Here is a 24,015-nt window from a genome sequence, read left to right on the forward strand (position 1 = left end):
CAAGGAGTCCCCGTGTTGCTCGTGAAAGCGCGGCCGCACGCGCCGGAAAGACCGGCGGCGCCCCGGCGGCGCCGGTCGCTGCTGCCCTACGGCCTGCTCCTGCCCGCGGCCGCGCTGCTCGGGCTGGTGCTCGGCTACCCGCTGCTGCGGCTGGTCGTCATCTCGCTGCAGGAGTACGGCCTGCGCTCGCTGTTCACCGGCACGACGGGCTTCGCGGGCTGGGACAACTACGCCGCCGTGCTCGGCGACGACCAGCTGCTCCCGGTGCTCGCCCGCAGCGTCGGCTTCTGCGCCGCACTGGTGCTCGGCACGCTCCTGATCGGTTTCGCGGTCGCCCTCCTGCTGCGCAAGCTGGGCCGCGGGATGCGCACGGCGGTGACGCTCTGCCTGATCGCCGCCTGGGCCCTGCCGAACGTGGCGTCCACTTTGGTCTGGCAGTGGCTCTTCCAGCCCGGCTACGGCGTGGTGAACTGGCTGCTCACCCAGCTCGGCTTCGGCGACCTCACCCAGCACGACTGGACGACGTCGCCGGCGTCGGCGTTCACGCTGGTGTGGCTGCTCGTCGTCTGGCAGTCGGTGCCGTTCGTCGCGCTCACGCTCTACGCCGGGCTTTCGCAGATCCCGCAGTCCTACTACGAAGCGGCCGCGCTCGACGGCGCCGGGCCGTGGCGCGCGCACCGCACGATCACCTTCCCGTTCCTGCAGCCCATCCTCGGCCTGGTGACCATCCTGTCGATCATCTGGGACTTCACCGTCTTCAACCAGATCTGGATCCTCACCCAGGGCGGCCCGGACGGCGGCACCACGACGCTCGGCATCTGGACGTTCACCCGTGCGTTCAGCCGCAACGACTTCGGCCAGGGCGCGGCGATCGCCGTCGTCTCGGTCGCGCTGCTCGTCGCGCTGACCGCGGTGTACGTGCGACGGCTCGTGCGATCGGGGGAGGACCTGTGATCCGCCGGGTGGGCCGGAACGCGACAGCCGCCATCTTCTGCCTCGTGTGGATCTTCCCGGTGTACTGGATGGTGCTCACGGCGTTCAAGCCGGCGGGCAAGATCCTCAGCCCGACGCCGGAGTTCCTGCCCTTCGACGTCACCTTCGACAACTTCGCCGGCGCCCTCGCGAAGCCGGGGTTCCTCCAGGACCTGCTCAACAGCGTGGTCGTCGTGGTGGCCGTCGTCGCACTGTCCATAGTGGTCGCCTTCCTCGCCGCTACGGCGCTGACGCGGTTCCGGTTCTTCGGCCGCCGCAGCTTCCTCATCGGGGTGCTGGTGCTGCAGATGGTCCCGGTGCCCGCGCTGGTCATCCCGCTGTTCCTGAGCCTCAAGAGCGCGCACCTGCTCGACACGCTCTTCGGCTTGGTGCTCACGTACGTCGCGCTCGTGCTGCCGTTCACCATCTGGACGCTGCGCGGGTTCCTGCACGGCATCCCCGTCGAACTGGAGGAAGCGGCGATGGTCGACGGCGCCACACGCGGGCGCGTCATGCGCTCGGTCCTGCTGCCGCTCGTGCTGCCCGGGCTGATCGCGACCAGCGTGTTCGCCTTCATCACCGCGTGGAACGACTTCCTGTTCGCCTACGTCATCATGAAGGACAGCTCCGGCTACACGCTGCCGGTCTGGCTGGTCTCGTTCAGCACCAGCACGGGCACCGACTACGGCGGCCTCATCGCCGCGTCGACGCTGTTCGCGCTGCCCGTCGTCGTCTTCTTCGCGCTCGTGCAGCGCCACCTGGTCGAAGGCATGACCGCGGGCGCGGTGAAGGGCTGATGGTCATCCCCCACCCCGCGCGGCTGACCCGCCGCGCCGGTTCCTTCACGCCCGCCGGCGTCCAGGCGGGACCCGGCACGCATGGGCCGGCCCGGCTGCTCGCCGCGTACGCGGACCTCCCGCTCGTCCACAGTGGACCCGCCGTCCGGCTCGCGCTGACCCCCGGCTTCGCCCCCGAGGAGTACGCGCTCGACGTCACCCCGGACGCAGCGGTCCTCACCGCGTCCACCGAAGCGGGCCTGCTCGCCGGGGTGCAGACGGTCCGCCAGCTGCTGCCGCGGCTCGAGTGCCTGACGATCCGCGACGCGCCCCGGCTGCCGTGGCGCGGGGTCCTGCTCGACGTCGCCCGGCACTTCCTGCCGCTGGCGTTCCTGCGCGAGTTCGTCGATCTCCTGGCGCTGCACAAGTACAACGTCCTGCACCTGCACCTGACCGACGACCAGGGCTGGCGGCTCGAGATCGACGGGTGGCCGCGGCTCACCGAGATCGGGGCCTGGCGCACCGAATCGATGGTCGGGGCCGCGGGCAGCGGCGTCTTCGACGGCGTGCCCCACGGCGGCTTCTACACCCAGCGCGAACTGCGGGACCTGGTCGCCTTCGCCGCCGGGCGCGGCGTGCGGATCGTGCCGGAGATCGACCTGCCCGGCCACGTCCGCGCGGCGCTGGCCGCCTACCCCGAGCTGGGCAACCGGCCGGACGTGCGGCTTCCCGTGTGGACGGAGTGGGGCATCAGCCCGGACATCCTCGGCGTGCACGACGGCGCGTTCGCGTTCTGCCGGGACGTGCTCACCCAGGTCGCGGACGTCTTCCCGGCGCCGTACCTGCACATCGGCGGCGACGAATGCCCGACGACGCAATGGGAAACCAGCCCGGCCGCCCGGGAAAAGGCCGCCCGGCTCGGGTTGCGCGGCACCGCCGAGCTCCACCCGTGGTTCCTCGGCGAGCTGCACGGCATCGTCGCCGGGCTCGGCAGGCAGGCGGTGTGCTGGGACGAAACCGGCCACGCCGCGGGCCGGTTGCCCGCCGAGCTGGTCGTCACCGCGTGGCGCGACGCCGGGCACGGCGCGCTCGCCGTGGCCCGCGGCCACCAGGTCGTGATGGCCCCGCACCTTTCGACGTACTTCGACTACCGGCAGACCGAAGAACCGGGCGAGCCACCGCGCGAGCCCGTGACGACCCTGGAAGACGTCTACCGCTTCGACCCGCTGGCCGGCGGCCTCCCGGTCAGCGACGGGACCCGGCCGGGCGTGCTCGGGACGCAGGCCCAGCTGTGGACCGAGCACGCGCCGACGCCCGACCACGTGCGGCACCTGGCGTTCCCGCGGCTGTGCGCGCTGGCGGAACGGGCGTGGTCGCCACCGGGGCGCGGTTATGCTGATTTCCACCAGCGGCTGGCCGGGCACCTCACCCGGCTGCGCGCGCTGGGTGCCCTGCCGAAGGAGCGCGTCCGGTTCGCCGGCGCGGTCCCCGTACCCGAAAAGACGGTGCCTTGACCGCTGAGCCATCCGGGGCTTCGCCCCCGGCCGGGGGCTCCGCCACCCGGGGCCCCCGAACCGAAGGTGGCGAGCCGGCGGACCGGCCGCCCACCGTGAAGCGCGACCGCGTCCGGCGGCACCTGCTGAAGGTGATCGAGAACGCCGGGCCGGGCACCGGCCTGGCTTCCGAACGGGACCTGGCCGCGGAGCTGGGCGTCTCGCGCCCGACCGTCCGGGCCGCGATCGACGAGCTGACCCGCACCGGCCTGCTGGTGCGCCAGCGCGGCCGCGGCACGTTCACCAGCCCGCAGAAGGTCACCCAGGAACTGGCCACCGGGCTGGCCGTCCCGCCCGCGGAAGGGCACTGGACCAGCCGGGTCGTCGCGTTCACCACGGCGGGGGCGGCCCGTTCGCTCGCCGCCGAGCTGGAGTGCGAGCCGGGCACGCCGGTCCTGCGCGTCACCCGGGTCCGGTACGTCGACGAGGAACCGATCGCGATCGAGAGCCTGGCCCTGCCCGCCTCGCTGGTCCCCGGCTTGCAGCCGGCCGACCTCGAGACCGGCAACTTCTACCGGCTGCTGCGGGAGCGCTTCGGGATCGCCGTGCAGGACGCGGTGCAGACGATCGAGCCCGCGGTGACCAACCCGGACCAGGCCGAGCTGCTGGAAATCGCGGTGTACGCGCCGATCCTGCACATCGAGCGGCTGACCCGCGACGCAACCGGCCGCGTGGTCGAACTGACCCGCTCGGTCTACCGGGGCGACCGGTACCGCATCACGTCGAAACTCCGGTTCGACGCCGAGTCCGGTTAGCCGCGCATCCGGAAAATAAATCTTCACCGCCCGGCGGAAACCGGGCTTTTTAGCGTGCCCTCGTTACCCGGACGAGTGACGGTATGACGACATCCGGGTGAGCGTTCCCCGCGAAGTCCCTCGTCACGACAGGTGCGCACGATTGCGTGCCGGTCACGAACTGCGCTGTTGGCATCGCCTTTTCGGCGCCCGGGTGAGAGCGCTACAACGCGCCCGAGGTGCCGCATAGGCTATTTCTTCGGCCGGGAAAACGATTCCCGGAACCGAAAGAATCGAGGACAGTCCATGCGAAGACGCATGCTGGGAGCGTTCCTGCCGCTCGTGCTCGTGGCGGCGACCGCCGTCCCGCCGCCGGCGGCCGCCGATCCCCCGCCCCCGGTCTCCGCGCTGGCGAAGTCCTTGCGGGGCACCGGATCGCCCGCCGAGCACGGCGCCACCGCGAACTGGGTCATCGGCTACGAGGACCACGCCACGACCACCGGCGCCGCGACCATCACCGACGCCGTCGGGGCGGGGCAGGCGTTCCAGTCCGGTTCCCTGCACGTCCCGCCCGGCTGGACCCCGCAGTGGTCCACCGACGGCAGCACGTTCACCGGCACCGAACCGGCGTCCGGCGTGACGGCCGTGCGCGCCACGAACCCGGACGCCGGGCCCGTCGCGACCCAGCTGTCCGGCGCCCTCACCCCGCCCGTGCAGGCGGTCACCACCGCGACCGGCGGCGACGGCTTCTCGCCGATCCTCTACCGCACGCCGGGCGGCGTGCTGCAGGCGTGGAACATCTACCACCACCTCGGCGCGGCCAATCCGAAGGTGGTGTGCACCGACCTCGGCACCGGGCAGCGCTGCCCGGGCGGGCCGTGGCCGAAGGTGCTCAACACCGCGCCCGGCCCGCTCGGCACCCTCGGCGCCGGCGACATCGCGAGCACCATGGTCGAGCAGTACGTGCGCGACCCCGCCGCGCCCGCGAAGGTCTACTACCCCGCCGTGACGGCGACTTCGGTGGGCGTCGGCTGCCTGGACCTGGCCGCCGGCGCGAACTGCGGCTACTCGGCGCTGGCCGCCGTCGGCGGGTCGCCGCCGGTCAGCAGCATCACCGGGCTCGTCGAGAGCGGTGGCAACGTCTACGGCGTCATCAGTTCCGGCGCGGTGGTCTGCTGGACCATCGCCACGCAGAGCGCCTGCGGCGGCCAGCCGTACGCGCCGATCGTGCCGGCCGCCAACCAGCCCTACGTCTACGGCGCGCTGACCCTGGTGGCGGGCAAGGTGTTCGCGTCCACGTCGAACCCCGGCACCGCGCAGCAGCCGTCGCTGGGCTGCTTCGACCCGGCGACGGCCACGGCGTGCGCCGGCTGGGCGTCATCGCGGTCCACGGGACCGGCGGGCAACTACAACTACAACTCCTACACGGCGTTCGGCACGAGCGGTGCCCCCGTCGGCGCGTGCGCGACGACGACCGGCGGTACCGACGTCACGACGTGCTACGCCCTCGACGGTTCGGCGCTCGCGGCCCCGCCGGGACCGGCCGCGCTGAGCGGCGGCGTCTACGCCTTCCCGCCGGAAGTCGTCACCGATCCGGGCGGCCACGTGCGCACCTACCTCCCGGTCTGGAACGGCGGCATCGCGGGCGCGGCGCTCTGCCACGACTGGACGACGGGCGCGGCGTGCGCGGGACTGCCGGCCCTGATCACGCACCCGTCGGCCAACGGCGGGGCCACCCGGGACTACGGCTATTCCTACGATCCGCCGTCCGGCTGCCTGATCGGGCTCGGCGACGCGGGCGTGCTGTTCTCCATGGACCCGGCCACCGGTGCCACGCCGTGCGTCCGGTCCGGCGGGCAGGTGACGCTGAAACCGAGCGACTTCTCTTGCGACGGCGGAAGTCACGTCCAGGGCTACACGGCGGCGCGGCTGACAGGCGTCGACCCGGCGAACGTCGACTTCGCCGCGTCGCGGGTCACCGTGACCGACCAGGACGGCGCGGTCGTGCCGACGCCGGGGTTCGCCCCGGACGGCTCGGTGGACCTCACCGGCGTCTCCGTGGCGGCGCACCAGTCGATCACGGTCACGACCACGCTGGTGCTGCACAGCGCAGCGGGCTTCACCGGCTCGCTCGTGGTCGGCTACGCGGGTGACGCGCCGCAGCTGTGCTTCCGCACGACGATCGCGGCGGACTGCGCGGTGTCGTCGGTGGCGAACACCGCCACCGGCACCGACTCGACGGGGTCGTTCACGTCGAACACGGTGACGCTGCCGGTCGCGCCGGGCGCGTCGTGCACGCCGAAGGTCGAGGTGGAGAAGGAGATCTGCACCTCGGCCACGGCGGCCAAGTGCGGACCGGGAGGCACCGGGCCGTGGGCGAAACAGGCCGGCGTGGGACTGCTGGGCCTGCTCTTCGCCACGGCGTACTGGCGGATCACCGTGACGAACGAGGGTCCGGTCGGGATCACGTCGGCGCAGGTGGTGGACAGCGTGGAACCGTCGTGCCAGACGGGTCCGTTCACCTTGGCGGCCGGGCAGTCGCGGCAGGTGTACTGCTCGACGTACGCGCTGCTGAGCCTGTTCCCGATCACCAACCAGGCGAAGGTGAGCTACGTGCCGGTGAACGTCCCGCCGGGGACGCCGCCGTCGCACACGAACTGGTCGTCGGCCAAGGCCTGTTCACTGCTGTGCGTTCTCTAGGATGACCGGCCGCGGGAGGCGTTCCGGCGCTTCCCGCGGCTTGTCCTGGCCGACCGCCGGGGCCATCAGGACCGCGCAGAGCGGCACGGCCATCGCGATCGCGGCGAGCACGAACACCGGGAACAGGAAGGAAAACACCTCGACGCCGGCCGGGTCGGGGGCGGCCGCGTCCATGTTCATCCGCACCGCGGCCATGCCCGTGTAGTGCATGCCGGTGACCGCCGCGGCCATCACGAAGCCGGCGAGCAGGCGCAGGGACAGCCGGTCGAGGAAGACCGCGAACCACAGCGCGGCGGTCGCCGCGACCACCGCGATCACCACCGAGAGCGCCACCAGGAGGCCGTCGTAGCCGAAGTCGCCCTTCACGCGCAGGGCGGACATCCCCGTGTAGTGCATGACGTTGACGGCGAGGCCGGTGATCACGCCGCCGAGCGCGAGCCGCCACCAGCCGAACTTCGCGCGGCCGCCGACGACCACGAGCCCGGCGAACACCGCGGCGACCGACAGCAGCGCGGACAGCACCGTGCGGAAGACGTCGTAGCGCACCGGCATCCCCGGCGTGCTGAAGCCGAGCATGGCCACGAAGTGCATGAGCCAGATGCCGACGCCGCCGATCGAGATCGCGGCCAGCACGAGCCACCGCAGGCGGTGCCGGCTGCTCTCGGCGTGGCGGGCCTGCACCGCGCAGGCGAGGCCGAGCGCGCAGCCGACCACCGAGGTCAGGTAGGCGAGCACGAGCAGCCAGTGCCCGAGCGCGAAGTGTTCCATGGTCGGTCCTCTCTACAGGTCGCGCAGGCCGTGCAGCACGCGTTCCATCAGGTCGTGGCGCTCGTCCCAGCCGGCGTGCTCGCCGAGGGTGTCGCGGACGATCACCATGCCGTCCTCCATCAGGTCCGAGACGAGCACCCGGACCACCCCCAGCGGCAGCCGCAGCAGCGCGGCGACCTCCATCAGCGACCGCGGCCGGAGGCACAGCTCGGTGACCTGGTCGAGCGCGCTGGTCGACTGGTAGCCGGCCGACGCGCGGCCCGCCGCGGTGGTCTCGACGAGCGCTTCGACCGCGATGGTGACCGACGGCGCCGTCCGCCCTTCGGTCCAGGCGTAGGGGCGGGCCAGCGCCGGACTCCGGCGCGGCTCCCCTTCGCCCGCGTAGCCGGTCACCGCCGGTCCTGGGCCACCGGCATCTCGCGCGCGGGCACGTCGACCTGTCGCCCCACCCGCTCGACCAGCATCGTCATCTCGTAGCCGACGAGCCCGATGTCGCAGCCGGTGGACGCGAGGACCACGAGGTTCGAGCCGTCACCGACGCTCATCAGCAGCAGGAACCCCTGCTCCATCTCGATGACCGACTGGACGACCCGCCCGGCGGTGAACAGCTCCGCGGTCCCGAGCGACAGGCTCGACAACCCGGCGGCGATGGCCGCGAGCTGGTCGGCCCGCTCCCGGGGAAGCGACTCGTCGGCGGCGACGAGCAACCCGTCGGCGGACACGAGCACCGCGTGCGCGACCCCCGACACGTCCTGGACGAAGCCGTTGACCAGCCAGTTCAACGTGGCGGTCCGTTCGGGCGCCACCACGGAGCCGGGAAACGCACCCAGCGGTTCGGCCGCGCGCCGCTGGTGCACGTCGGGGAGTTCGGTCATCGGGGTTCCACTCCGTCCTTTCCGGATTCGTCCGCACGGGCGGCGGTCTGCCGCCGCGCCGCGCGCATGCCCTGGTAGTGCCGGGACAAGCTGTTGCGCACGGCGGTGGCATCCCGGAACGCCGCCCCCTCGGCTTCCCGCACCCGAGGCAGGGCGGCCCCGGGAGCGAGCTGCGCCCCGGGCCGCCGGGTGGGCAACCCGGCGGCACTGAGGTTGTGCACGGCGGCGGGCTGGAGAGCGCTTTCCGCAGCCTGCCGCACTTGGTCGGCGGGGGTGGACCAATCGGCGGACGCCCGGGTGGCGGGGGCGGGCCTTTCGGCGGAGCGGTCTGCCGGGGAGGCTGCTGCAGGCCACTCGCCGGAGCGGTCGGCGGGTGCGGGCCTTTCGCCGGACCGATCCGCCGGCGAGGCCGCTGTTGCCGGCCACTCGCCGGAGCGGTCTGCCCGGGCTGCGGGGTCGGCGGGCCGCTTGCCCGAACCGGCATCGGCCACCTGCGCGGCGCTGCTCGCGTCGCCCGGACCGGGCCGGTCCGCCGCCGAGGTCGCGGGGCGCTCGCCGGCACCGAAGCGATCCGCAAGACCGGCGCTGCCGACCGGCTCGCCCGACCCGGTGCGATCCGCACGACCGACGCCACCGACCGGCTCGCCCGAGCCAGGCCGATCCGCCGCCCCGGAGCGATCCGCCCGCACGCCGGGCTCCGCCGGCGAAACCACCGGCCACTCGCCACTTCCCGACCGATCCGCACGGCCAGCCGACTCACCCGAGCCAAGCCGGTCCGCTCCTCCAGCGGCTTCGGCGGCCGCAACTACCGGCCACTCGCCACTTCCGGTGCGATCCGCACGCCCGGCACCGCCGACTGGCTCACCCGAACCGGACCGATCCGCCCGCGCACCGGACTCCGCCGCCGGGACCACCGGCCACTCCCCCGTTCCGGACCGATCCGCCCGCGACCCGGTCTCCCCGTCCGGGACCGCCGGCCACTCGCCGCTTCCCTTCCGCACCTTGCCGTTCCGCGGGCCGTCCGCCGCGTCCGCCTCCGTGGGCCAGCCGGCGGCCGGCGGGTCCGTGCGGGATGTCCGGCGGGCCACCGGTTTCGCCGACGGCTCGGTGAACCAGCTCGTCACCACCTGCTCGAAGATCGGCGTCGACGCCTGCGCCGGGACCACCGCCACCGGGCGGGCATGGCCGTTCTGGCGGGTGGCTGCTCGGCTGCCGCCGATCGGGCGGGCCAGGTCCGCGATCACCAGGGCGCCCGGTACGTGGACGCTCGCCGTCACGCCCGCGTGGCGGACGCCCGGGGACGTTGCGCGGAGGCGGACCGTCACGCCGTGCAGGGCGGCCAGGCGGCCGACCACGAACAGGCCCATGCGGCGGGTCGTCTCCGGGCCGACCGTCGCCGCCGCGGCGAGGCGGGCGTTGGCCGTCGACAGTTCGTCCGGGGTCATGCCGAGGCCCTGGTCGACCACCTCGATGAGAAGGCCGCCGTCGGCGCCGCGGTCCGCGGTCAGGGCGACCTTGTGCTCCGGCGGCGAAAAACGCGTCGCGTTTTCCAGCAGTTCAGCCAGGATGTGGACCACGTCCGCGGCCGCCTCCGGCTGGACCGAGCCGCGCGGGGCGTTGCCCAGCGCCACGCGGCGGTAGTCCTTGACCTCCGACGTCGCCGCGCGCAGCAGGTCGCGCGTCGGCACCGGTTCGCGGCCGTGGCGGACCGGGCGGCCGCCGGCCAGGACGTGCAGGTTTTCGCCGTTGCGGCGCAGCCGGGTGGCGATGTGGTCGATGCGGAACAGCTCGTCCAGCCGCCGCGGGTCCTGCTCGCCCGACTCGAGGTCCTCGATGATCGTCAGCTGCTGCTCCACCAGCGACTGGCTCCGCCGCGACAGCGTCATGAACATTTCGCTGACCTGCTTGCGGAGGTCGGCCTGCTCGACCGCCAGCCGCACGGCCTCGCGGTGCATGTCGTCGAACGCGCTGGCCAGCTGGCCGATCTCCTCGTTCGTCCGGATGCCGACCTCGGGCACCGCGCGCCAGTCGACCTCCGTGCCGTCGCGGACCTGCCGGACGGTTTCCGGGAGCGCCTCGTTCGCCGCGTGCAGCGCCGCCGCCCGCAGCCGGCGCACCGGCGTGACCAGCGAACGCACCACCAGCAGGGCGATGGCGAGTGCGCCGAGCAGCGCGCCGAGCACCAGCGCGGTGTCGCGCAGCGAGTCCGACCGGGCGTCGTCGGCGGCCGCCGAGACGTCCGAAGCCAGCTTCGCCGCGACGTCGTTCAGCACGGCCGTCACGCCCGTTGTCTCCGCAGCGATCGAGGAAAGCGACGCCGCGGTGGGGTCGAGCCGGTCTTCGGCGCCCGCCGTCGCGGCCTTGAACCGCGCCAGCAGCGCACCGGTCAGCTGGTGTTCGGCCTGCTCGGCGAGCACTTCCTGCTCGGCGGCGGTCTGCACGGCGGCGGGGCGGAGCGACGCGTCGTCGGGGCTGTTCAGCGCCGCCCGCGCGTACGTCTCCTCGGTCGCGAGCTCGGCGCGCAGGTGCACCAGCAGCCGGGCGACCTCCGCGGTGCCGGCGACGTCGGCCGGGACGATCTCGGGCACGAGGTCGCCGAGCGTGGCGATGATGTCGTTGTAGCCGGTGGCTTTCGTGCGGGTGTCGCCGTTGGCGGCGCCGGCCGCCCGGATGCCGGAAAGCTTGCCCAGCGCGGTGTTCAGCGCGCGGCCGCTGTCCCCGGGCAGCGGCGAGAACCCGGTGTCGCGCTGGATCGCGGCCACCTTCGCGTCCACCGCGGCGGTGACCGCGCTCGGCGCCCCGGCCGGGACGGCCACCGCGGCGACCATCTCCTGACCCAGCGACTCCGTGAGGCTGACCGTGTCGTGCAGCACGGGCAGCCGGTCGCGCGCCGCGCTCAGCTCGGTCGCGCGAGCGAGCTCGCCCTGGATCCGGACCTCCGCCAGCGCCACCGCGACCAGGACCGGCAGCAGCAGCACGACACTGATCTTGGTGCGCACGCTCCAGTGCGCCGGCCACCACGCGGCGTCCGCCGGCCGGCGGGGCGTTGGCGTTCTTTCGTGCATGGCGGAACCGCTCGATTCCCAGCCGCGCGGCTGACGTCGAACTCGGACAGGAGAGGACCCCAGGGCCGGTCATCGACGTCCCGGGCCGCCGGTGGAAATGTCGCTCTCCCGGCGGGGCGAGCCGTGACGATGATCGGGCCGACCAGCAGGGAACATCACGCCCGGCTTCCCTGTCAACCCCGCGCGCGGCGTTTCGCGAGGGTCGGTATCGAATTCTTTCCCGGCTCACGCTTGGTGTTTCACCGGTCGCAGCTTGTACACCGTACAAACGGCATTCACGCAGCTCCAGACGTTACTGAGCACAGCGAACTGATGTCGGCAGATTTACCCACGCGGGCGCGGCAATGCCAGTCCGTTGCGAAATCGGCCATTGTTCGAATGGTTTGTTATTCATTCTCACCCGTGCCGGGTGGGCCGCCCGGCACGGGACCCGGCAGAATCGCCGCCGTGACCGATGTGGACGACAACGCCGGCGCCGCGCCGGGACACGGCAAGCGGGTCGGGTGGGTCGAGCTGTACTTCGACCTGGTCTTCGTGTTCGCGGTGGGCCAGGTGGCGCACGGCATCGTGGCCGAACCGCACTGGCCGCGGGCAGCCGCCGCGCTCGGCCTGTTCGCGACGCTGTGGTGGACGTGGATCGGCTTCGCCGTGCTCTACAACCGCCGCGGCGACGACAGCCGGGTCGCCGACCGGCTGTTCGTGCTCGCCGGCACCATCCCGTGCGGGATCGCCGCCACCCAGGCGCACCACGTCTTCGAAGGGCACCCGGCGATCTTCGCGCTGGCCATGGCCGGCGTCCGCCTGATCCTGGCGGCCGCACACCGGTGGCCCGCCCGCGAAGGGCTCGACCAGCGCCGGATCAGCTGGGGCTACGCGGCTTCGGCGGCGTTGTTCGCGGCTTCGGCGTTCGTGCCCTACACGTGGGCCCTCTGGGTGTTCGCGCTGCTGCAGGAGGCGGGGTTCCTGCTGCTGGGCGACCGTTCCCGGCGGCGGCGCGGCGACCGGCCGTCGCGCGCGGCCCAGTGGCGCGCGCTGCTCGCGACCCCGCGCGACCCCAACCTGGCGGTCGACTCCGCCCACCTCGCCGAACGCTTCGGGCTCTTCATGATCCTGCTGCTCGGCGAGCTGGTGATCACGGTCGGCACGGCGGCGCTCGAGCGCCCGGCCGACGACGTCGCCTACTGGCTGGCCATGGTCGGCGGCCTGGTGCTGGCCGGCGCGCTGTGGTGGCTGTACTTCACGTCGGCGGCGCGGATCTACGAACGGATGCTCGGCCTCTCCGGCGGCAACCCGGCGCTCGCGTATTCGCTGTACGCGGTCGGGCACCTGCCCTCGGCGTTCGCGCTGGTGCTCATCGCGGCGGGGGTCAACCTGTCGCTGCACGAGTCCCCGCCCCACGCGGCGGCGTGGTTCACCACCGCGGGCCTGACCATCTACCTGCTCGGCACCCGCGTCTTCGCGGCCGGCTCCCACCGCTGGTACTACGGCCTGGCCCGGACGGCCGCGCTGGCGGCCACGGCCTGCCTGGCGTTCCTGGACCGGATCCTGCCGGCACCGGCGGTGGTCGTGGTGATCGCGGTCTGGGGTTGCGGCGCGGCGGCAATCGCGTCGACGATCCGGCACCGGGTCCTGGACCGCATGGGCGACGACCCGCTGGAGTACCTGCGCCGGCAAGGTCTGCCGGGCCGCCCGCGGCCGTGACCGGCGTCAGCTCTGGCCGGGGATCTCCGTGGCCCGTTCCCAGCCCGACGGCAGGCGGCTGACGTTCAGGGCGTGGTCGAGCCCGCTGGCCGACAGGGCGCGGCGGACGACCCGGTTGTCCCCGGTGACGATCCGCAGGGTCGCGTTCTCGCGGACCGTCCTGGCTTGGACGCCGCCGAGGGCGGCGAGACCCGCCGAGTCGAGGAAGTCCACCTCGGACAGGTCGAGCACCAGGACCGGGAACCGGCGGTGCGCCCAGGTGCTCAACGCCGAGCGGAGCTGGGCAGCGCTGTCCTCGTCGAGGGCGCCGCGGATCTTGACCATGACCGCGCCGAAGTACGGGCGGACGACCTGGATGTCGAACGGGCTGCGCTCCTGGCGCGCCGGCGGCACTACCGGGATCGCCGTCGCGGGGGGTTGGACGACCAACATTTTCCACGCCTCATTCGAAAACGACGTGACGAACAGGCCTCACCGGCCCGCTCGAGAGCTGACAAATCGGGGGGCGGCTGACACTTGCTGAACCGCACTTCGCAGCCTAGCCGTTGATCCATACGGCGCAACCCCGCCAACGGCCGAACTCGGCACCCCCGCATGCGAAGGGCATCTTCGCAGCTCAAACCACCCATCCGGGTGATGTTTGCTCTTCGACACCGCACCCTTGACACCGGCGCACGCCCTGCGCATGCTGGATGCATATCAGGATTCCTTACATAGACCGCCGTGACGACGCCGTGACGTCGCCACGGCGCACCGTGGTTCGCCACCGTCCGTAGCAGGAACCCTGTCACCGGTGACAAGGAGACGAAAGCCGTGACCCGATCCCCCGGCCCGGCCGATTTCGGTCTGGGCAGCTGGCCCGTTCGGCGGGCGCGGATCTCGCCGGACCGCACCGCGCTCGCCGCCGGCGGCGAGCAAGACCGCACGCTGACGTACGCCGCCCTCGCCGAACGCGTCGAGCGGCTGGCCGGCGCGCTGACCCGGCTCGGGGTGCGCCCCGGCGACCGGGTGGCCTACCTCGGCGTCAACGCCGTCACCGTCTTCGAAGCGCTCTTCGCCACCGCCCGCTGCGGCGCGCTCTTCGTCCCGCTCAACTACCGGCTCTCCGGCGCGGAAATCCGGTACATGCTCGAGGACAGCGGCGCTTCGATCCTGGTGCACAGCCCCGACACCGACGCGCTCGTCGCGGCGGCCGGCCCGCTGCCCGTGCGGCACGTCCTCGCCACCGACCCGGCGTCCTGCCCGGCCGGCGGGCTGGACTTCGAGGCCGAAGTCGCCGCGGGCGGATCCCCGCCGTCGACCGGCGTCCGGCTGGAAGACCCGTGCCTGCTGCTCTACACCTCCGGCACCACCGGCCGCCCGAAGGCCGCGATCCTCACCCACGGCAACATCACCTGGAACACCGTCAACCAGCTGGCCCACCTCGACGTCCTGAGCAGTGACAAGGCGTTGTGCATCGCGCCGCTGTTCCACTGCGTCGGGCTGGGCCAGATCACGCTGCCGACGCTGTTCAAGGGCGGCAGCGTCGAACCGGTGGCGAAGTTCGACGCGGGCACGATCCTCGGCCGGATCGGCACCGCCGGGATCACGAGCTTCTCCGCCGTCCCGACGATGCTGGAGCTGCTGTGCCGCCACGAAACCTGGGACAGCACCGACCTGAGCTCGCTCACGTGCGTGCTCTACGGCGGCTCGCCGGTGGCCGAGCGCGTCGCCCGCGCCTGGCTCGACCGCGGTGTCCAGCTCCTGCAGGGCTACGGCATGACCGAGGCCGCGCCGGGGGTCTCGATGGCCACCCCCGAGGGCACCCCCGCCCACCCGGTCGCGGCCGGGGTGCCGCACTTCTTCACCGACGTCGCCGCCCTCGGCGCGGACCTCGCCCCGGAGCCGCTCGGCGCGGCACCCGCCGAACTGCTGGTGCGCGGCCCGCACGTCTTCGCGGGTTACTGGAACCGGCCCGAGGAAACGAAGGCGAGTTTCGCCGGCGGCGAATGGTTCCGGACCGGGGACGTCGTCCGGGTCGACGACGGCTGGGCCCACGTCGTCGACCGGGTCAAGGACGTCATCATCTCCGGCGGCGAGAACGTCTACCCCGCCGAGGTCGAAGCGGTCGCCACCCAGCTGGACGCGGTCGACGCCTGTGCGGTGGTGGGCGTGCCCGACGCGCGCTGGGGCGAGGTCGGCGCCGCCTTCGTCGTCGCGCGCCCCGGGTCCCGGCTCGACGAGGCGGGCTTCCGCGCCCACCTCGAACAGCACCTCGCCCGCTACAAGATCCCCAAGCACGTCGAGTTCACCGATGTCCTGCCCCGCAACGCCACCGGCAAGATCCGCCGCGTCGAACTCCGCGCGCGAGCCGCCACCACCTTCCCGAACGGACCCGCATGACCACCGCTCTGCTGCCCCCTTCCCTGCGCCTCGACCTGCACGACGAGGTCGCCGTGCTGCGGCTTTCCCGCCCGGAGAAGCGCAACGCCCTCGACGACGCCACCGTGCTCGGCCTCGAAGCGTTCTTCGGCGCTCCGCCGTCCGGCGTGAAAGCGGTCGTGCTCGACGCCGTGGGCGAGCACTTCTCCGCCGGGCTCGACCTCGCCGAGCTCACCGAGCGCGACGCGTTCGAGGGCCTGGCGCACTCGATGATGTGGCACCGCGCCTTCGAGCGGCTCGAACGCGGGCACGTCCCGGTCGTGGCCGTGCTCAAGGGCGCGGTCGTCGGCGGCGGCCTGGAACTGGCGGCCGCGGCGCACATCCGCGTCGCCGAGGCTTCGACGTTCTACGCGCTGCCGGAGGGCCAGCGCGGCCTGTTCGTCGGCGGGGGCGCGTCGGTGCGGGTGCCGCGGCTGATCGGCGCGCACCGGATGACCGACATGATGCTCACCGGCCGCGTGCTCGACGCCGACGAAGGCCACGCGGCCGGGCTTTCGCACTACCGCGCCGAAAACGGCTTCGAGCACGCCATGGAGCTGGCCCGCAAGATCGCCGCGAACTCGCCGATCACGAACTTCGCCGTGCTGCAGGCGCTGCCCCGCATCGCCGAGGCCAACCCGGCCGAGGGGTACCTGATGGAGGCGCTGATGGCGGCGGTGGCCAGCGGCAGCACCGAAGCGAAGGAACGGATGCGGGCGTTCCTCGACAAGCGCGCCGGGAAGGTCGGCCGATGACGGAGATCGACCGGTACCTGGCGTGGCTGGGCGAGCGCGGCCACGCGTTCGGCGACTACGCCGCGCTGCACCGCTGGTCGGTGACCGACCTCGACGGCTTCTGGGCGTCGATCAAGGACTTCTTCGGTGTCCGCTTCCACTCCCCCGCGTCGAGCGTGGTGCCGGACCGGCGGATGCCGGGCACCGAGTGGTTCCCCGGCGCGACCCTCAACTACGCCGAGCACGCGCTCGGCGGCCCGGCCGGCGAGGTCGCCGTCATCGCGTACTCCCAGACACGCGAACGCCTCGAGCTGACGTGGGACGAGCTGCGCGACCAGGTCGCCCGCGTCCGCGCCGGGCTGCGGCGGCTCGGGGTCGGGCACGGCGACCGCGTGGTGGCGTACCTGCCGAACATCCCCGAGACCGTCGTCGCCTACCTGGCGACCGCGAGCCTCGGCGCGGTCTGGGCGTCGTGCGCGCCCGAGTTCGGCGCCCGCTCGGTGGTCGACCGGTTCGCCCAGATCGAGCCGAAGGTGCTGCTGACCGTGGCGGGTTACCGCTACGGCACCAAGGACGTCGACCGCCGCGCCGAGGTCGCCGCGATCCGGGCCGGGCTGCCGGCCGTCGAGCACGTCGTCCACGTGCCCTACGGCGACCACGACCTGCCCGGCACGACGGCCTGGAGCGACCTCCTGGAGGAAAGCGAGCGCGGGTTCGAGCCGGTCGGGTTCGCCCACCCGCTGTGCGTGCTGTTCTCCTCCGGCACCACGGGGAAGCCGAAGGCGATCGTGCACGGCCACGGCGGGATCCTCCTGGAGCACCTCAAGAACCACGGCCTGAGCTGGGACCTGCGCCCCGGCGACCGGATGCTGTGGTTCTCCACCACCGCGTGGATGATGTGGAACGCGCTGGTGTCGGGACTGCTCACCGGCGCGTCGATCGTGCTCGTCGACGGCAACCCGCTGCACCCGGACCTCGGGTGGCAGTGGCGGCTCGCCGCCGAGACCCGCGCGACGCTGATGGGCGTGAGCCCGGGTTTCCTGATGGCGTGCCGGAAAGCGGGCCTCGACCCGGCCGCGTCCGGCGACCTGAGCGCGCTGCGGCAGCTCGGCGCGGCGGGCAGCCCGCTGCCGGCCGAGGGCTACCGCTGGGTGCGGGACGTGTTCGGGCCGGACGTGCTGCTCAACGTCGGCAGCGGCGGCACCGACGTGTGCAGCGGAATCGTCCAGGGCGGCCCGCGGCAACCCGTGGTCGACGGCGAGATCTCCGGGCCGTGCCTCGGCGTCGACGCGAAGGCGTTCGACGAGCACGGGAAGCCGGTGGTCGGCGAGCTGGGTGAGCTGGTCATCACCGCGCCGATGCCGTCCATGCCGGTCGGGTTCTGGGGCGACGACAGCGGTGAGCGCTACCGCGAGACGTACTTCGACACCTACCCCGGCGTCTGGCGCCACGGCGACTGGATCCGGTTCGCCCCCGAGGGGAGCTGCGTCATCGCCGGGCGCTCGGACGCGACCCTCAACCGCGGCGGGGTCCGGCTGGGCACCGCCGAGTTCTACGCCGTCGTCGAGGAGCTGCCGGAGGTCGAGGACTCCCTCGTCGTGCACCTCGAAGACCCCGCGGGCGGCAACGGCGACCTCCGGCTGTTCGTCGTCCTCCGCGACGGCACCTTGGAGGCGTCACTGCGCGCGAAGATCGCGACGGCGTTGAAGAGCGCGCTGTCGCCGCGGCACGTGCCGGACACGATCACCGCCGTCCCGGTGATCCCCCGCAACCGCACCGGGAAGAAACTGGAGCTGCCCGTGAAGAAACTCCTGCTCGGCGCCCGGCCGGAAGACGTCGTCGGCGCGGACGTCCTGGCCGATCCCACCGCGCTGGACCACTTCGGGGCGTCGGCATGAGCACGGTCGCCGTGGTCGGCACCGGCGTGATCGGCGCGAGCTGGGCCGCCTTGTTCCTCGAGCACGGTCACGACGTCGTCGCGTCCGATCCGGCGCCCGGCGCCGAGGAGCGGCTGCGCGACGCCCTCGAAGGCACGCCGGCGGATCGGCTGCGGTTCGTCGCCGACGCCGGCGAAGCGGCCGCCGCCGCGGACTTCGTCCAGGAGAACGGTCCCGAGCGCGAGGACGTCAAGCACGCGCTGTTCACCGTCCTCGACGAAGCCGCGCGGCCGGACGTGGTCCTGGCGAGCAGCTCGTCCGGGCTGCTGCCCAGCGTCATCGCCCGCGGCTGCCCGAACCACCCCGAGCGGGTCGTCGTGGGGCACCCGTTCAACCCGCCGCACCTGATCCCCCTCGTCGAGGTCGTGCCCGGCCGGGACACCGCGCCCGAGGTCGTCGAGCGGGCCGTGGAGTTCTACGCCTCGGTCGGGAAGCGGCCGATCCGGCTGGCCAGGGAGGTGCCCGGCCACATCGCGAACCGGCTGCAGGCCGCACTCTGGCAGGAGGCGTATTCGCTGGTCGAACGCGGTGTCGCGACCGTCGCGGACATCGACACGGCGATCGCGTACGGGCCCGGGCTGCGCTGGGCCGTGCTCGGCCCGTTCGTCAACCAGCACCTCTCCGGCGGCGCGGGCGGCCTCGCGCACGTCCTGGCGCACCTCGGGCCGCCCACCGAAGAGTGGTGGCGCGACCTCGGCCGCGTCCACCTGACCCCGGAGCTGGCCGAGACGCTGGTCGCCGGCGTCGACGCCGAGCTCGCCGGGACCGATCAGCAGTCCCTCGTCGCCGCGCGCGACGCCGTCCTCGACCGGCTGCTGGCCGCCAAGGCCGCCCAGCCCGACCTGCCCTGACTGGAGTTTCCGTGGATCTCTCCGCACTGACCGCCATCGACGTGCACACCCACGTCGAGCAAGACGGCCACGGCTGTTTCGCCCTCGACCAGGAACTCCTGGACGCGTCGGCGAAGTACTTCCGCGCCGACCAGGACCGCACCCCGACGGTGGCCTCGATCGCCGAGCACTACCGGGCACGGAACATGGCCGCCGTCGTCTTCACCGTCGAAGCGCCGTCCGCCACCGGGCACCCGGCCCTGTCGAGCGAGGAGATCGCGGACGCCGCCGCCGAGCACGCCGACGTCCTCATCCCGTTCGGCTCGGTCGACCCGCACGCCGGCAAGGCCGCGGTCGCCCGCGCCCGGCGACTGGTCGGCGAGCACGGCGTGCGCGGGTTCAAGTTCCACCCGAGCCTGCAGGCGTTCGAGCCCAACGACGTGCGCTTCTACCCGCTGTACGAGGCCATCGCCGAGCTGGGCGTCCCGGCGCTGTTCCACACCGGCCAGACCGGCATCGGCGCCGGGCTGCCGGGCGGGCACGGCATCAAGCTGCGCTACTCGAACCCGATGCTGCTCGACGACGTCGCCGCGGACTTCCCGGACCTGACGATCATCCTGGCCCACCCGTCGGTGCCGTGGCAGGACGAGGCGATCTCGGTGGCGACGCACAAGGCGAACGTCTACATCGACCTGTCGGGCTGGTCGCCGAAGTACTTCCCGCCGCAGCTGGTCCGCGCGGCGAACTCGCTGCTCAAGCGGAAAGTCCTGTTCGGCTCGGACTTCCCGGTCATCACCCCGGACCGCTGGCTCGCCGACTTCGCCGAACTCGACCTCAAGGACGAGGTCCGGCCGCTGATCCTCAAGGACAACGCGATCCGGGTGCTCGGCCTCGCCTGAACACGTTTGTCCGTTCACCTGCGGGGCATCCGTCGTTCCGGGCTTTCGAACGGAGGCGGCGTGGCGGACGGAGACGTGCACACCTACTACGAGGACGGGCTGTGGAAGAACCGGCTCGAAGGCGGTGTCCGGGCGTCCAACACGTCCCTCCGCCGCGTCGACGCCGTGCTGGCCGGACGGCGGATCGCGAAGAAACGCCACGTCGGCCACGTGGTCCACAGCGAGCAGGGGGAAGTGGAGGACGAACGCGACTACCGGCGCCGCGCCTGACCCGGCTGTCCACAGCGGACGGTCACGGCCGCGCCAGCACCGCCCAGACGACCTTGCCGCCGGACCACACCCGGCTGCTCCCCCACGTCTTGGCGACCTTGGCGACCAGCCGCAGGCCGAGGCCCGTCTCGAGCACGTCCAAGCCCTCGCGCAGCACGGCCGGCCGCGCGCTTTCGTCGGACACGGCGATCCCCAGCCCGTCGCGGCGCAGCTCCAAGACCAGCCGTGGCTCGGAGGCGGTGTGCCGGAAAGTGTTCTCGACGAGTTCCGTGGCGATCAGGGCGGCGTCCTCGGCCAGTTCGGGCACCCGCCATTCCGCGCACACGCCCTCGACGAACCCGCGAGCCCGGGCCGAGGTCCGCGGCGACCGGCCGAGCACCCGCCCGGCCCGCCACCGCACCGGCGGCCTCAGCGCGGCTTCCGCCGCGGCGAAGTCCCGGTAAACGGGCACGTTTCCCACGTTCGCGGCCAGCAGAGCCCGCTGCTCCGGCCGGTCGGTCACCAGCGCGAAGGGGATCGCCGGCCAGGTGCCGACCCGCAGGGCGACGAGCGCGAACACGCGAACCAGCGCCTCGTCGAGCAGCTCCAAGCGGCCGATGTCGACCACTACCGCGTCCTCGGCGGCCGCCCCGAACTCGAGCAGCCGGTCGCGCAGCCGCCGGTAGGTCGTCCGATCGAGCATTCCGCCGACGGATGCGGTCGCGATCGCCCCGTGCCGCGGGACGAGCCACACCGTAGGGTGCCGGGCCAGCATCGCGGACCACCTCCATCGTGTCAGCCCGACGGGTAGCCACTCCGGAGCTCGTCAAACGCGACGGTCCCCGTGTAGTTCCGCGCGAGCGGGGTATCCGCAGGTCCCCGACGTGAGGAGCCTGCCATCGCCACCGCGGTCCTGTTCGACGTCGACGGCACGCTCGTCGACTCCAACTACCTGCACGTCCACACCTGGCGCCGCGCGTTCGCCGAGCTCGGCCGCCCGGTCGACTCGTGGCGCGTGCACCGGGCGATCGGCAAGGGCGCGGGCAAGCTGCTGAGCACTCTGCTGGGCGATGCGGACGCCGATCGCGTCGGCGACCGGGCGAAGGAGCTGCACAGCCGGTTCTACCTGGAGACGGCCGGCCTGCTGCGCCCGTTCGACCGGGCCCAGGACCTGATCCGCACCTTGTCGGCCCGCGGCGTACGCGTGGTGCTGGCGACGTCCGCGGGCCCGGACGAGCTCGACGTGCTGCGCAAGGTCCTCGACGTCGACGACGTGGTGACGGGCATCGTGTCGGGCGCGGACGTGGAGGCGACGAAGCCCGACCCGGAGCCGGTGTACGCGGCCCTGTCCCGAGCCGGGACGAATCCGGAGGAGACGGTGTTCGTGGGCGACGCGGTGTGGGACGTCCACGCGGCCACGAAGGCGGGCGTGCGGACGGTCGCGGTGCGGTCCGGCGGAGTCAGCGGGGCGGAGCTGACGGAGGCCGGCGCGGTGGCGGTCTATGACGACGCTGCGGCGTTGCTGGCTGGGCTGGAGGAGAGCGTGCTGCTCAGCTGAGCTTCCGGGCCACCAGCCGTTCCACCAACCCCAGCTTGAACCGCTCCCGCCGTTCCACCACCAGCCCCGCCGCCTCCACCAAGAGCAGCGGGCGGCGCCGGAAGTGCTCGCCCGCCAGCGGCACGCTCGCCAGCTCCAGCAGCCACTGCGCCACCCGCACCGGCCACGACGTCGACACCACGTGGTCGGCCAAGATCAGCCGGCCGCCCGGGCGCAAGACCCGGGCCATCTCGCCCACCGCCGCCGCGGGGTCGGGGATCGCGCAGAGGCCGAACGTGCAGACCACCGTGTCGAAGGACGCGTCCTCGAACGGCAGGTCCTGGGCGTCCCCCTGGCGCAGCGTCACCGGGTGGGCCAGCTCGCGGGCGCGGGCCACGGCGAGCATGCCCTCGCTGAGGTCGAGGCCGGTGAGCGTCACCCCCGCCGGGTAGCGCGGGAGGTTGAGGCCGGTGCCGACGGCGACCTCCAGTACGTCGCCGCCGGCCTGGCCGCAGGCCCACTCGCGGGAGTCGCCGAAGAGGCGGCGGTCCCAGACGTCCATCTCGGCGTCGTACGTCGACGACTTCCGGTCCCAGTACCGCCGCCACCGCTGCGTCTTCGCCATGCCCTCAGCGAAGCACGAACCCGTCAGCCGAACATGCCCGGCTCGTACGAGCCGCCTTTCTGGTGCACGATCACGGCGAGCCGGTTGGCCGAGTTCATCTGCGCGACCAGGGCGATCAGCGCGGCGGTCCGGTCGTCGTCGTAGTGCTTGCGCACCCGCTCCCAGGTGTCGCCGGAGACGCCGGGCGCGCCGTCGGCGATCCGGGTGCCCTCCTCGGCCAGCGCCAGTGCGGCCTGCTCGGCCTCGGTGAACACGGTGGCTTCGCGCCACGCCGCGACCAGGTTGATCCGGACCGCCTCCTCGCCGGCGGCGGCGAGCTCCTTGGTGTGGACGTCGACGCACCACCCGCAGCCGTTGATCTGGCTGACGCGCAGCGACACCAGCTCCTGGGTGATCTTCGGCAGCGGCGACTGGGTGATCGCGAGGCTCGCGGTGCCGAACCGCTTGGCGAACCTGGCACCGATCTCGTTGCCGGTCAGGGTGAAACGGGGTTCCATGATCTCGTCCTTCCGTCGGAACCGGACGACCAGGAGGTGCCGGGCCACCCCGACCCGTGACAGTGACGACCGTCACGGTCACACCGCGGCCCCGGCCGGCATCGGGTGGGAAAGCGAACGAAAGGAGGAGCCCGATGGCCGACCCCGCCACCGAGGCGTTCCTCGCCCACCGGAACCTGCTGTTCACCGTCGCCTACCAGATGCTGGGCTCGGCGGCCGACGCCGAAGACGTGCTGCAGGAGACGTGGCTGCGCTGGGCGGACGTGGACCTCGCCGTCGTGCGCGACCAGCGGGCGTATCTGGTCCGCGTCACCACCCGCCAGGCCCTGATGCGGTTGCGGACCCACGCCCGCCGCAAGGAGTCCTACGTCGGCCCGTGGCTGCCGGAGCCGTTGCTGACCGCGCCCGACGTCGCCGAAGACGTCGAGCTCGCCGACAGCGTCTCGATGGCGATGCTGCTGGTGCTGGAGACGCTGACGCCGGCCGAGCGCGCGGTGTTCGTGCTGCGCGAGGTGTTCGGCCTCGGCTACGAGGAGATCGCCGAAGCCGTCGGCAAGACCCCGGCCGCGGTCCGCCAGATCGCGCACCGCGCCCGCTCGCACGTCGCCGCCCGCCGGCCGCGCGGCCGGGTCTCCCCCACGACGTCCCGGGACGCGATCGAGGCGTTCCGCCACGCGGTCGAGACCGGCGACCTGCGCCGGCTGCTGGACATCCTCGCCCCGGACGTGGTCTTCCTCGGCGACGGCGGCGGCGTCGTCCAGGCCGTGCTGACCCCGGTGACCGGCGCGGCCGCGGTCGCCGGCCTGCTCACCGCGGGGATCGGCAACTTCGCCACCGGAATGCTGGCCCCGGCGCAGGTCAACGGCCACCCGGCGCTGATCCTGCGCCGGAACGGCGAAGTCGACACGGTACTCGCGCTGCGCGTCGACGACGGCCTCGTCACCGGGCTGTACGCCGTGCGCAACCCGGCGAAACTGTCCCGTTTGGACGAAGCGACGACACTGCGGCGCTGAAGCGGACGCCCGGCGCCGAGGCGGGAAGTGGACGGCCAAGAGGCCTTCGTGGGCGCAGACGGCGACGCTGGCCGGCGGCCGCTGACCGGCAGCGACTTCTACCGGACGATGCTGTGTCGGGCAGTTCGAGCGGCTGTGGCTCGGATCCCG

The 24,015-nt window shown here is 72.9% G+C and carries 22 protein-coding genes; 14 read left to right on the top strand and 8 right to left on the bottom strand.

What is annotated here, in order from left to right; all coding sequences use genetic code 11:
- The first annotated feature begins 12 nt into the window (after positions 1-12).
- The 5 genes from SD460_RS30645 to SD460_RS30665 all read left to right on the top strand — a co-directional run bounded on the left by SD460_RS30645 (position 13) and on the right by SD460_RS30665 (position 6,735).
- Positions 13-954, top strand: a complete 942-nt coding sequence (locus SD460_RS30645; protein ID WP_318307093.1) for a carbohydrate ABC transporter permease — start codon at positions 13-15, stop codon at positions 952-954.
- The gene (locus tag SD460_RS30650) at positions 951-1,769 is read left to right on the top strand and encodes a carbohydrate ABC transporter permease (protein WP_290055522.1); all 819 of its coding nucleotides are present in this window, start codon (positions 951-953) and stop codon (positions 1,767-1,769) included. The genes SD460_RS30645 and SD460_RS30650 overlap by 4 nt, the downstream gene beginning before the upstream one ends.
- Positions 1,769-3,262 carry a beta-N-acetylhexosaminidase gene (locus SD460_RS30655; RefSeq protein WP_290055521.1) on the top strand — a complete coding sequence of 498 codons (1,494 nt, stop codon included), beginning with the start codon at positions 1,769-1,771 and terminating at the stop codon, positions 3,260-3,262. The genes SD460_RS30650 and SD460_RS30655 overlap by 1 nt, the downstream gene beginning before the upstream one ends.
- Positions 3,263-3,357: 95 nt before the next feature.
- Entirely contained in the window at positions 3,358-4,056 is a 699-nt protein-coding gene (locus SD460_RS30660; RefSeq protein WP_318307094.1) for a GntR family transcriptional regulator, read from the top strand.
- 285 nt (positions 4,057-4,341) lie between these two features.
- A complete protein-coding gene (locus SD460_RS30665; protein WP_290055519.1) occupies positions 4,342-6,735 on the top strand; it encodes a DUF7617 domain-containing protein in 2,394 nt (797 codons plus the stop codon).
- Here SD460_RS30665 and SD460_RS30670 read toward each other — a convergent pair.
- From SD460_RS30670 to SD460_RS30685, 4 genes are read right to left on the bottom strand one after another with little or no spacing between them, the layout of a single operon-like run.
- Complete coding sequence (locus SD460_RS30670) at positions 6,715-7,503, bottom strand: MHYT domain-containing protein (protein WP_290055518.1); 789 nt, start codon at positions 7,501-7,503, stop codon at positions 6,715-6,717. The genes SD460_RS30665 and SD460_RS30670 overlap by 21 nt on opposite strands.
- Before the next feature lie 12 nt (positions 7,504-7,515).
- Positions 7,516-7,896 (bottom strand): DUF742 domain-containing protein, encoded by a 381-nt coding sequence (locus SD460_RS30675; protein ID WP_290055517.1) that lies wholly within the window; start codon positions 7,894-7,896, stop codon positions 7,516-7,518.
- Positions 7,893-8,378: a roadblock/LC7 domain-containing protein gene (locus SD460_RS30680; protein ID WP_290055516.1), complete on the bottom strand. Its 486-nt coding sequence runs from the start codon at positions 8,376-8,378 to the stop codon at positions 7,893-7,895. Before SD460_RS30680 ends, SD460_RS30675 begins: the two co-directional genes overlap by 4 nt.
- Positions 8,375-11,377, bottom strand: coding sequence for a sensor histidine kinase (locus tag SD460_RS30685; RefSeq protein ID WP_318307095.1), 3,003 nt, complete (start codon positions 11,375-11,377; stop codon positions 8,375-8,377). Before SD460_RS30685 ends, SD460_RS30680 begins: the two co-directional genes overlap by 4 nt.
- A gap of 513 nt (positions 11,378-11,890) precedes the next feature.
- On the opposite strand from SD460_RS30685, the gene SD460_RS30690 reads away from it, so the two are divergent.
- The gene (locus tag SD460_RS30690; protein WP_290055514.1) at positions 11,891-13,144 is read left to right on the top strand and encodes a low temperature requirement protein A; all 1,254 of its coding nucleotides are present in this window, start codon (positions 11,891-11,893) and stop codon (positions 13,142-13,144) included.
- Positions 13,145-13,150: 6 nt separating this feature from the next.
- Here SD460_RS30690 and SD460_RS30695 read toward each other — a convergent pair whose 3' ends face one another.
- Positions 13,151-13,576: an STAS domain-containing protein gene (locus SD460_RS30695; RefSeq protein WP_290055513.1), complete on the bottom strand. Its 426-nt coding sequence runs from the start codon at positions 13,574-13,576 to the stop codon at positions 13,151-13,153.
- A 381-nt stretch (positions 13,577-13,957) separates the two neighbouring features.
- Between SD460_RS30695 and SD460_RS30700 the strand changes: the two genes are divergently transcribed.
- From SD460_RS30700 to SD460_RS30725, 6 genes are read left to right on the top strand one after another with little or no spacing between them, the layout of a single operon-like run.
- Complete coding sequence (locus tag SD460_RS30700) at positions 13,958-15,526, top strand: acyl-CoA synthetase (RefSeq protein ID WP_318307096.1); 1,569 nt, start codon at positions 13,958-13,960, stop codon at positions 15,524-15,526.
- A complete protein-coding gene (locus SD460_RS30705) occupies positions 15,523-16,299 on the top strand; it encodes a crotonase/enoyl-CoA hydratase family protein (protein WP_290055512.1) in 777 nt (258 codons plus the stop codon). Before SD460_RS30700 ends, SD460_RS30705 begins: the two co-directional genes overlap by 4 nt.
- Entirely contained in the window at positions 16,296-18,176 is a 1,881-nt protein-coding gene (locus SD460_RS30710) for an acetoacetate--CoA ligase (protein ID WP_318307097.1), read from the top strand. Before SD460_RS30705 ends, SD460_RS30710 begins: the two co-directional genes overlap by 4 nt.
- Entirely contained in the window at positions 18,173-19,066 is an 894-nt protein-coding gene (locus SD460_RS30715; RefSeq protein WP_290055510.1) for a 3-hydroxyacyl-CoA dehydrogenase NAD-binding domain-containing protein, read from the top strand. The genes SD460_RS30710 and SD460_RS30715 overlap by 4 nt, the downstream gene beginning before the upstream one ends.
- A gap of 11 nt (positions 19,067-19,077) precedes the next feature.
- Complete coding sequence (gene couO, locus SD460_RS30720) at positions 19,078-19,944, top strand: 4-hydroxyphenyl-beta-ketoacyl-CoA hydrolase (protein WP_290055509.1); 867 nt, start codon at positions 19,078-19,080, stop codon at positions 19,942-19,944.
- A 60-nt stretch (positions 19,945-20,004) separates the two neighbouring features.
- The gene (locus tag SD460_RS30725; protein ID WP_290055508.1) at positions 20,005-20,214 is read left to right on the top strand and encodes a DUF2188 domain-containing protein; all 210 of its coding nucleotides are present in this window, start codon (positions 20,005-20,007) and stop codon (positions 20,212-20,214) included.
- Between the two features lie 22 nt (positions 20,215-20,236).
- On the opposite strand, the gene SD460_RS30730 is transcribed toward SD460_RS30725, so the two are convergent.
- Positions 20,237-20,968 carry an ATP-binding protein gene (locus tag SD460_RS30730; RefSeq protein ID WP_290055507.1) on the bottom strand — a complete coding sequence of 244 codons (732 nt, stop codon included), beginning with the start codon at positions 20,966-20,968 and terminating at the stop codon, positions 20,237-20,239.
- Positions 20,969-21,106: 138 nt separating this feature from the next.
- Here SD460_RS30730 and SD460_RS30735 point away from each other — a divergent pair, with 138 nt between their 5' ends.
- On the top strand, positions 21,107-21,751 hold the full coding sequence (locus SD460_RS30735) for an HAD family hydrolase (RefSeq protein ID WP_290055540.1): 645 nt from the start codon (positions 21,107-21,109) through the stop codon (positions 21,749-21,751).
- Here SD460_RS30735 and SD460_RS30740 read toward each other — a convergent pair.
- Together SD460_RS30740 and SD460_RS30745 are read right to left on the bottom strand one after the other, a co-directional pair.
- On the bottom strand, positions 21,744-22,355 hold the full coding sequence (locus SD460_RS30740) for a class I SAM-dependent methyltransferase (RefSeq protein ID WP_290055506.1): 612 nt from the start codon (positions 22,353-22,355) through the stop codon (positions 21,744-21,746). The two genes, SD460_RS30735 and SD460_RS30740, sit on opposite strands and share 8 nt — an antisense overlap.
- Positions 22,356-22,378: 23 nt before the next feature.
- Positions 22,379-22,852: a carboxymuconolactone decarboxylase family protein gene (locus SD460_RS30745; protein ID WP_290055505.1), complete on the bottom strand. Its 474-nt coding sequence runs from the start codon at positions 22,850-22,852 to the stop codon at positions 22,379-22,381.
- Positions 22,853-22,986: 134 nt separating this feature from the next.
- Between SD460_RS30745 and SD460_RS30750 the strand changes: the two genes are divergently transcribed.
- Complete coding sequence (locus tag SD460_RS30750) at positions 22,987-23,865, top strand: RNA polymerase sigma-70 factor (RefSeq protein ID WP_318307098.1); 879 nt, start codon at positions 22,987-22,989, stop codon at positions 23,863-23,865.
- The last annotated feature ends 150 nt before the right edge of the window (positions 23,866-24,015 follow it).

It is taken from the genome of Amycolatopsis solani (assembly GCF_033441515.1).
In the GTDB taxonomy this organism is placed as follows: Bacteria; Actinomycetota; Actinomycetes; order Mycobacteriales; family Pseudonocardiaceae; genus Amycolatopsis; species Amycolatopsis solani.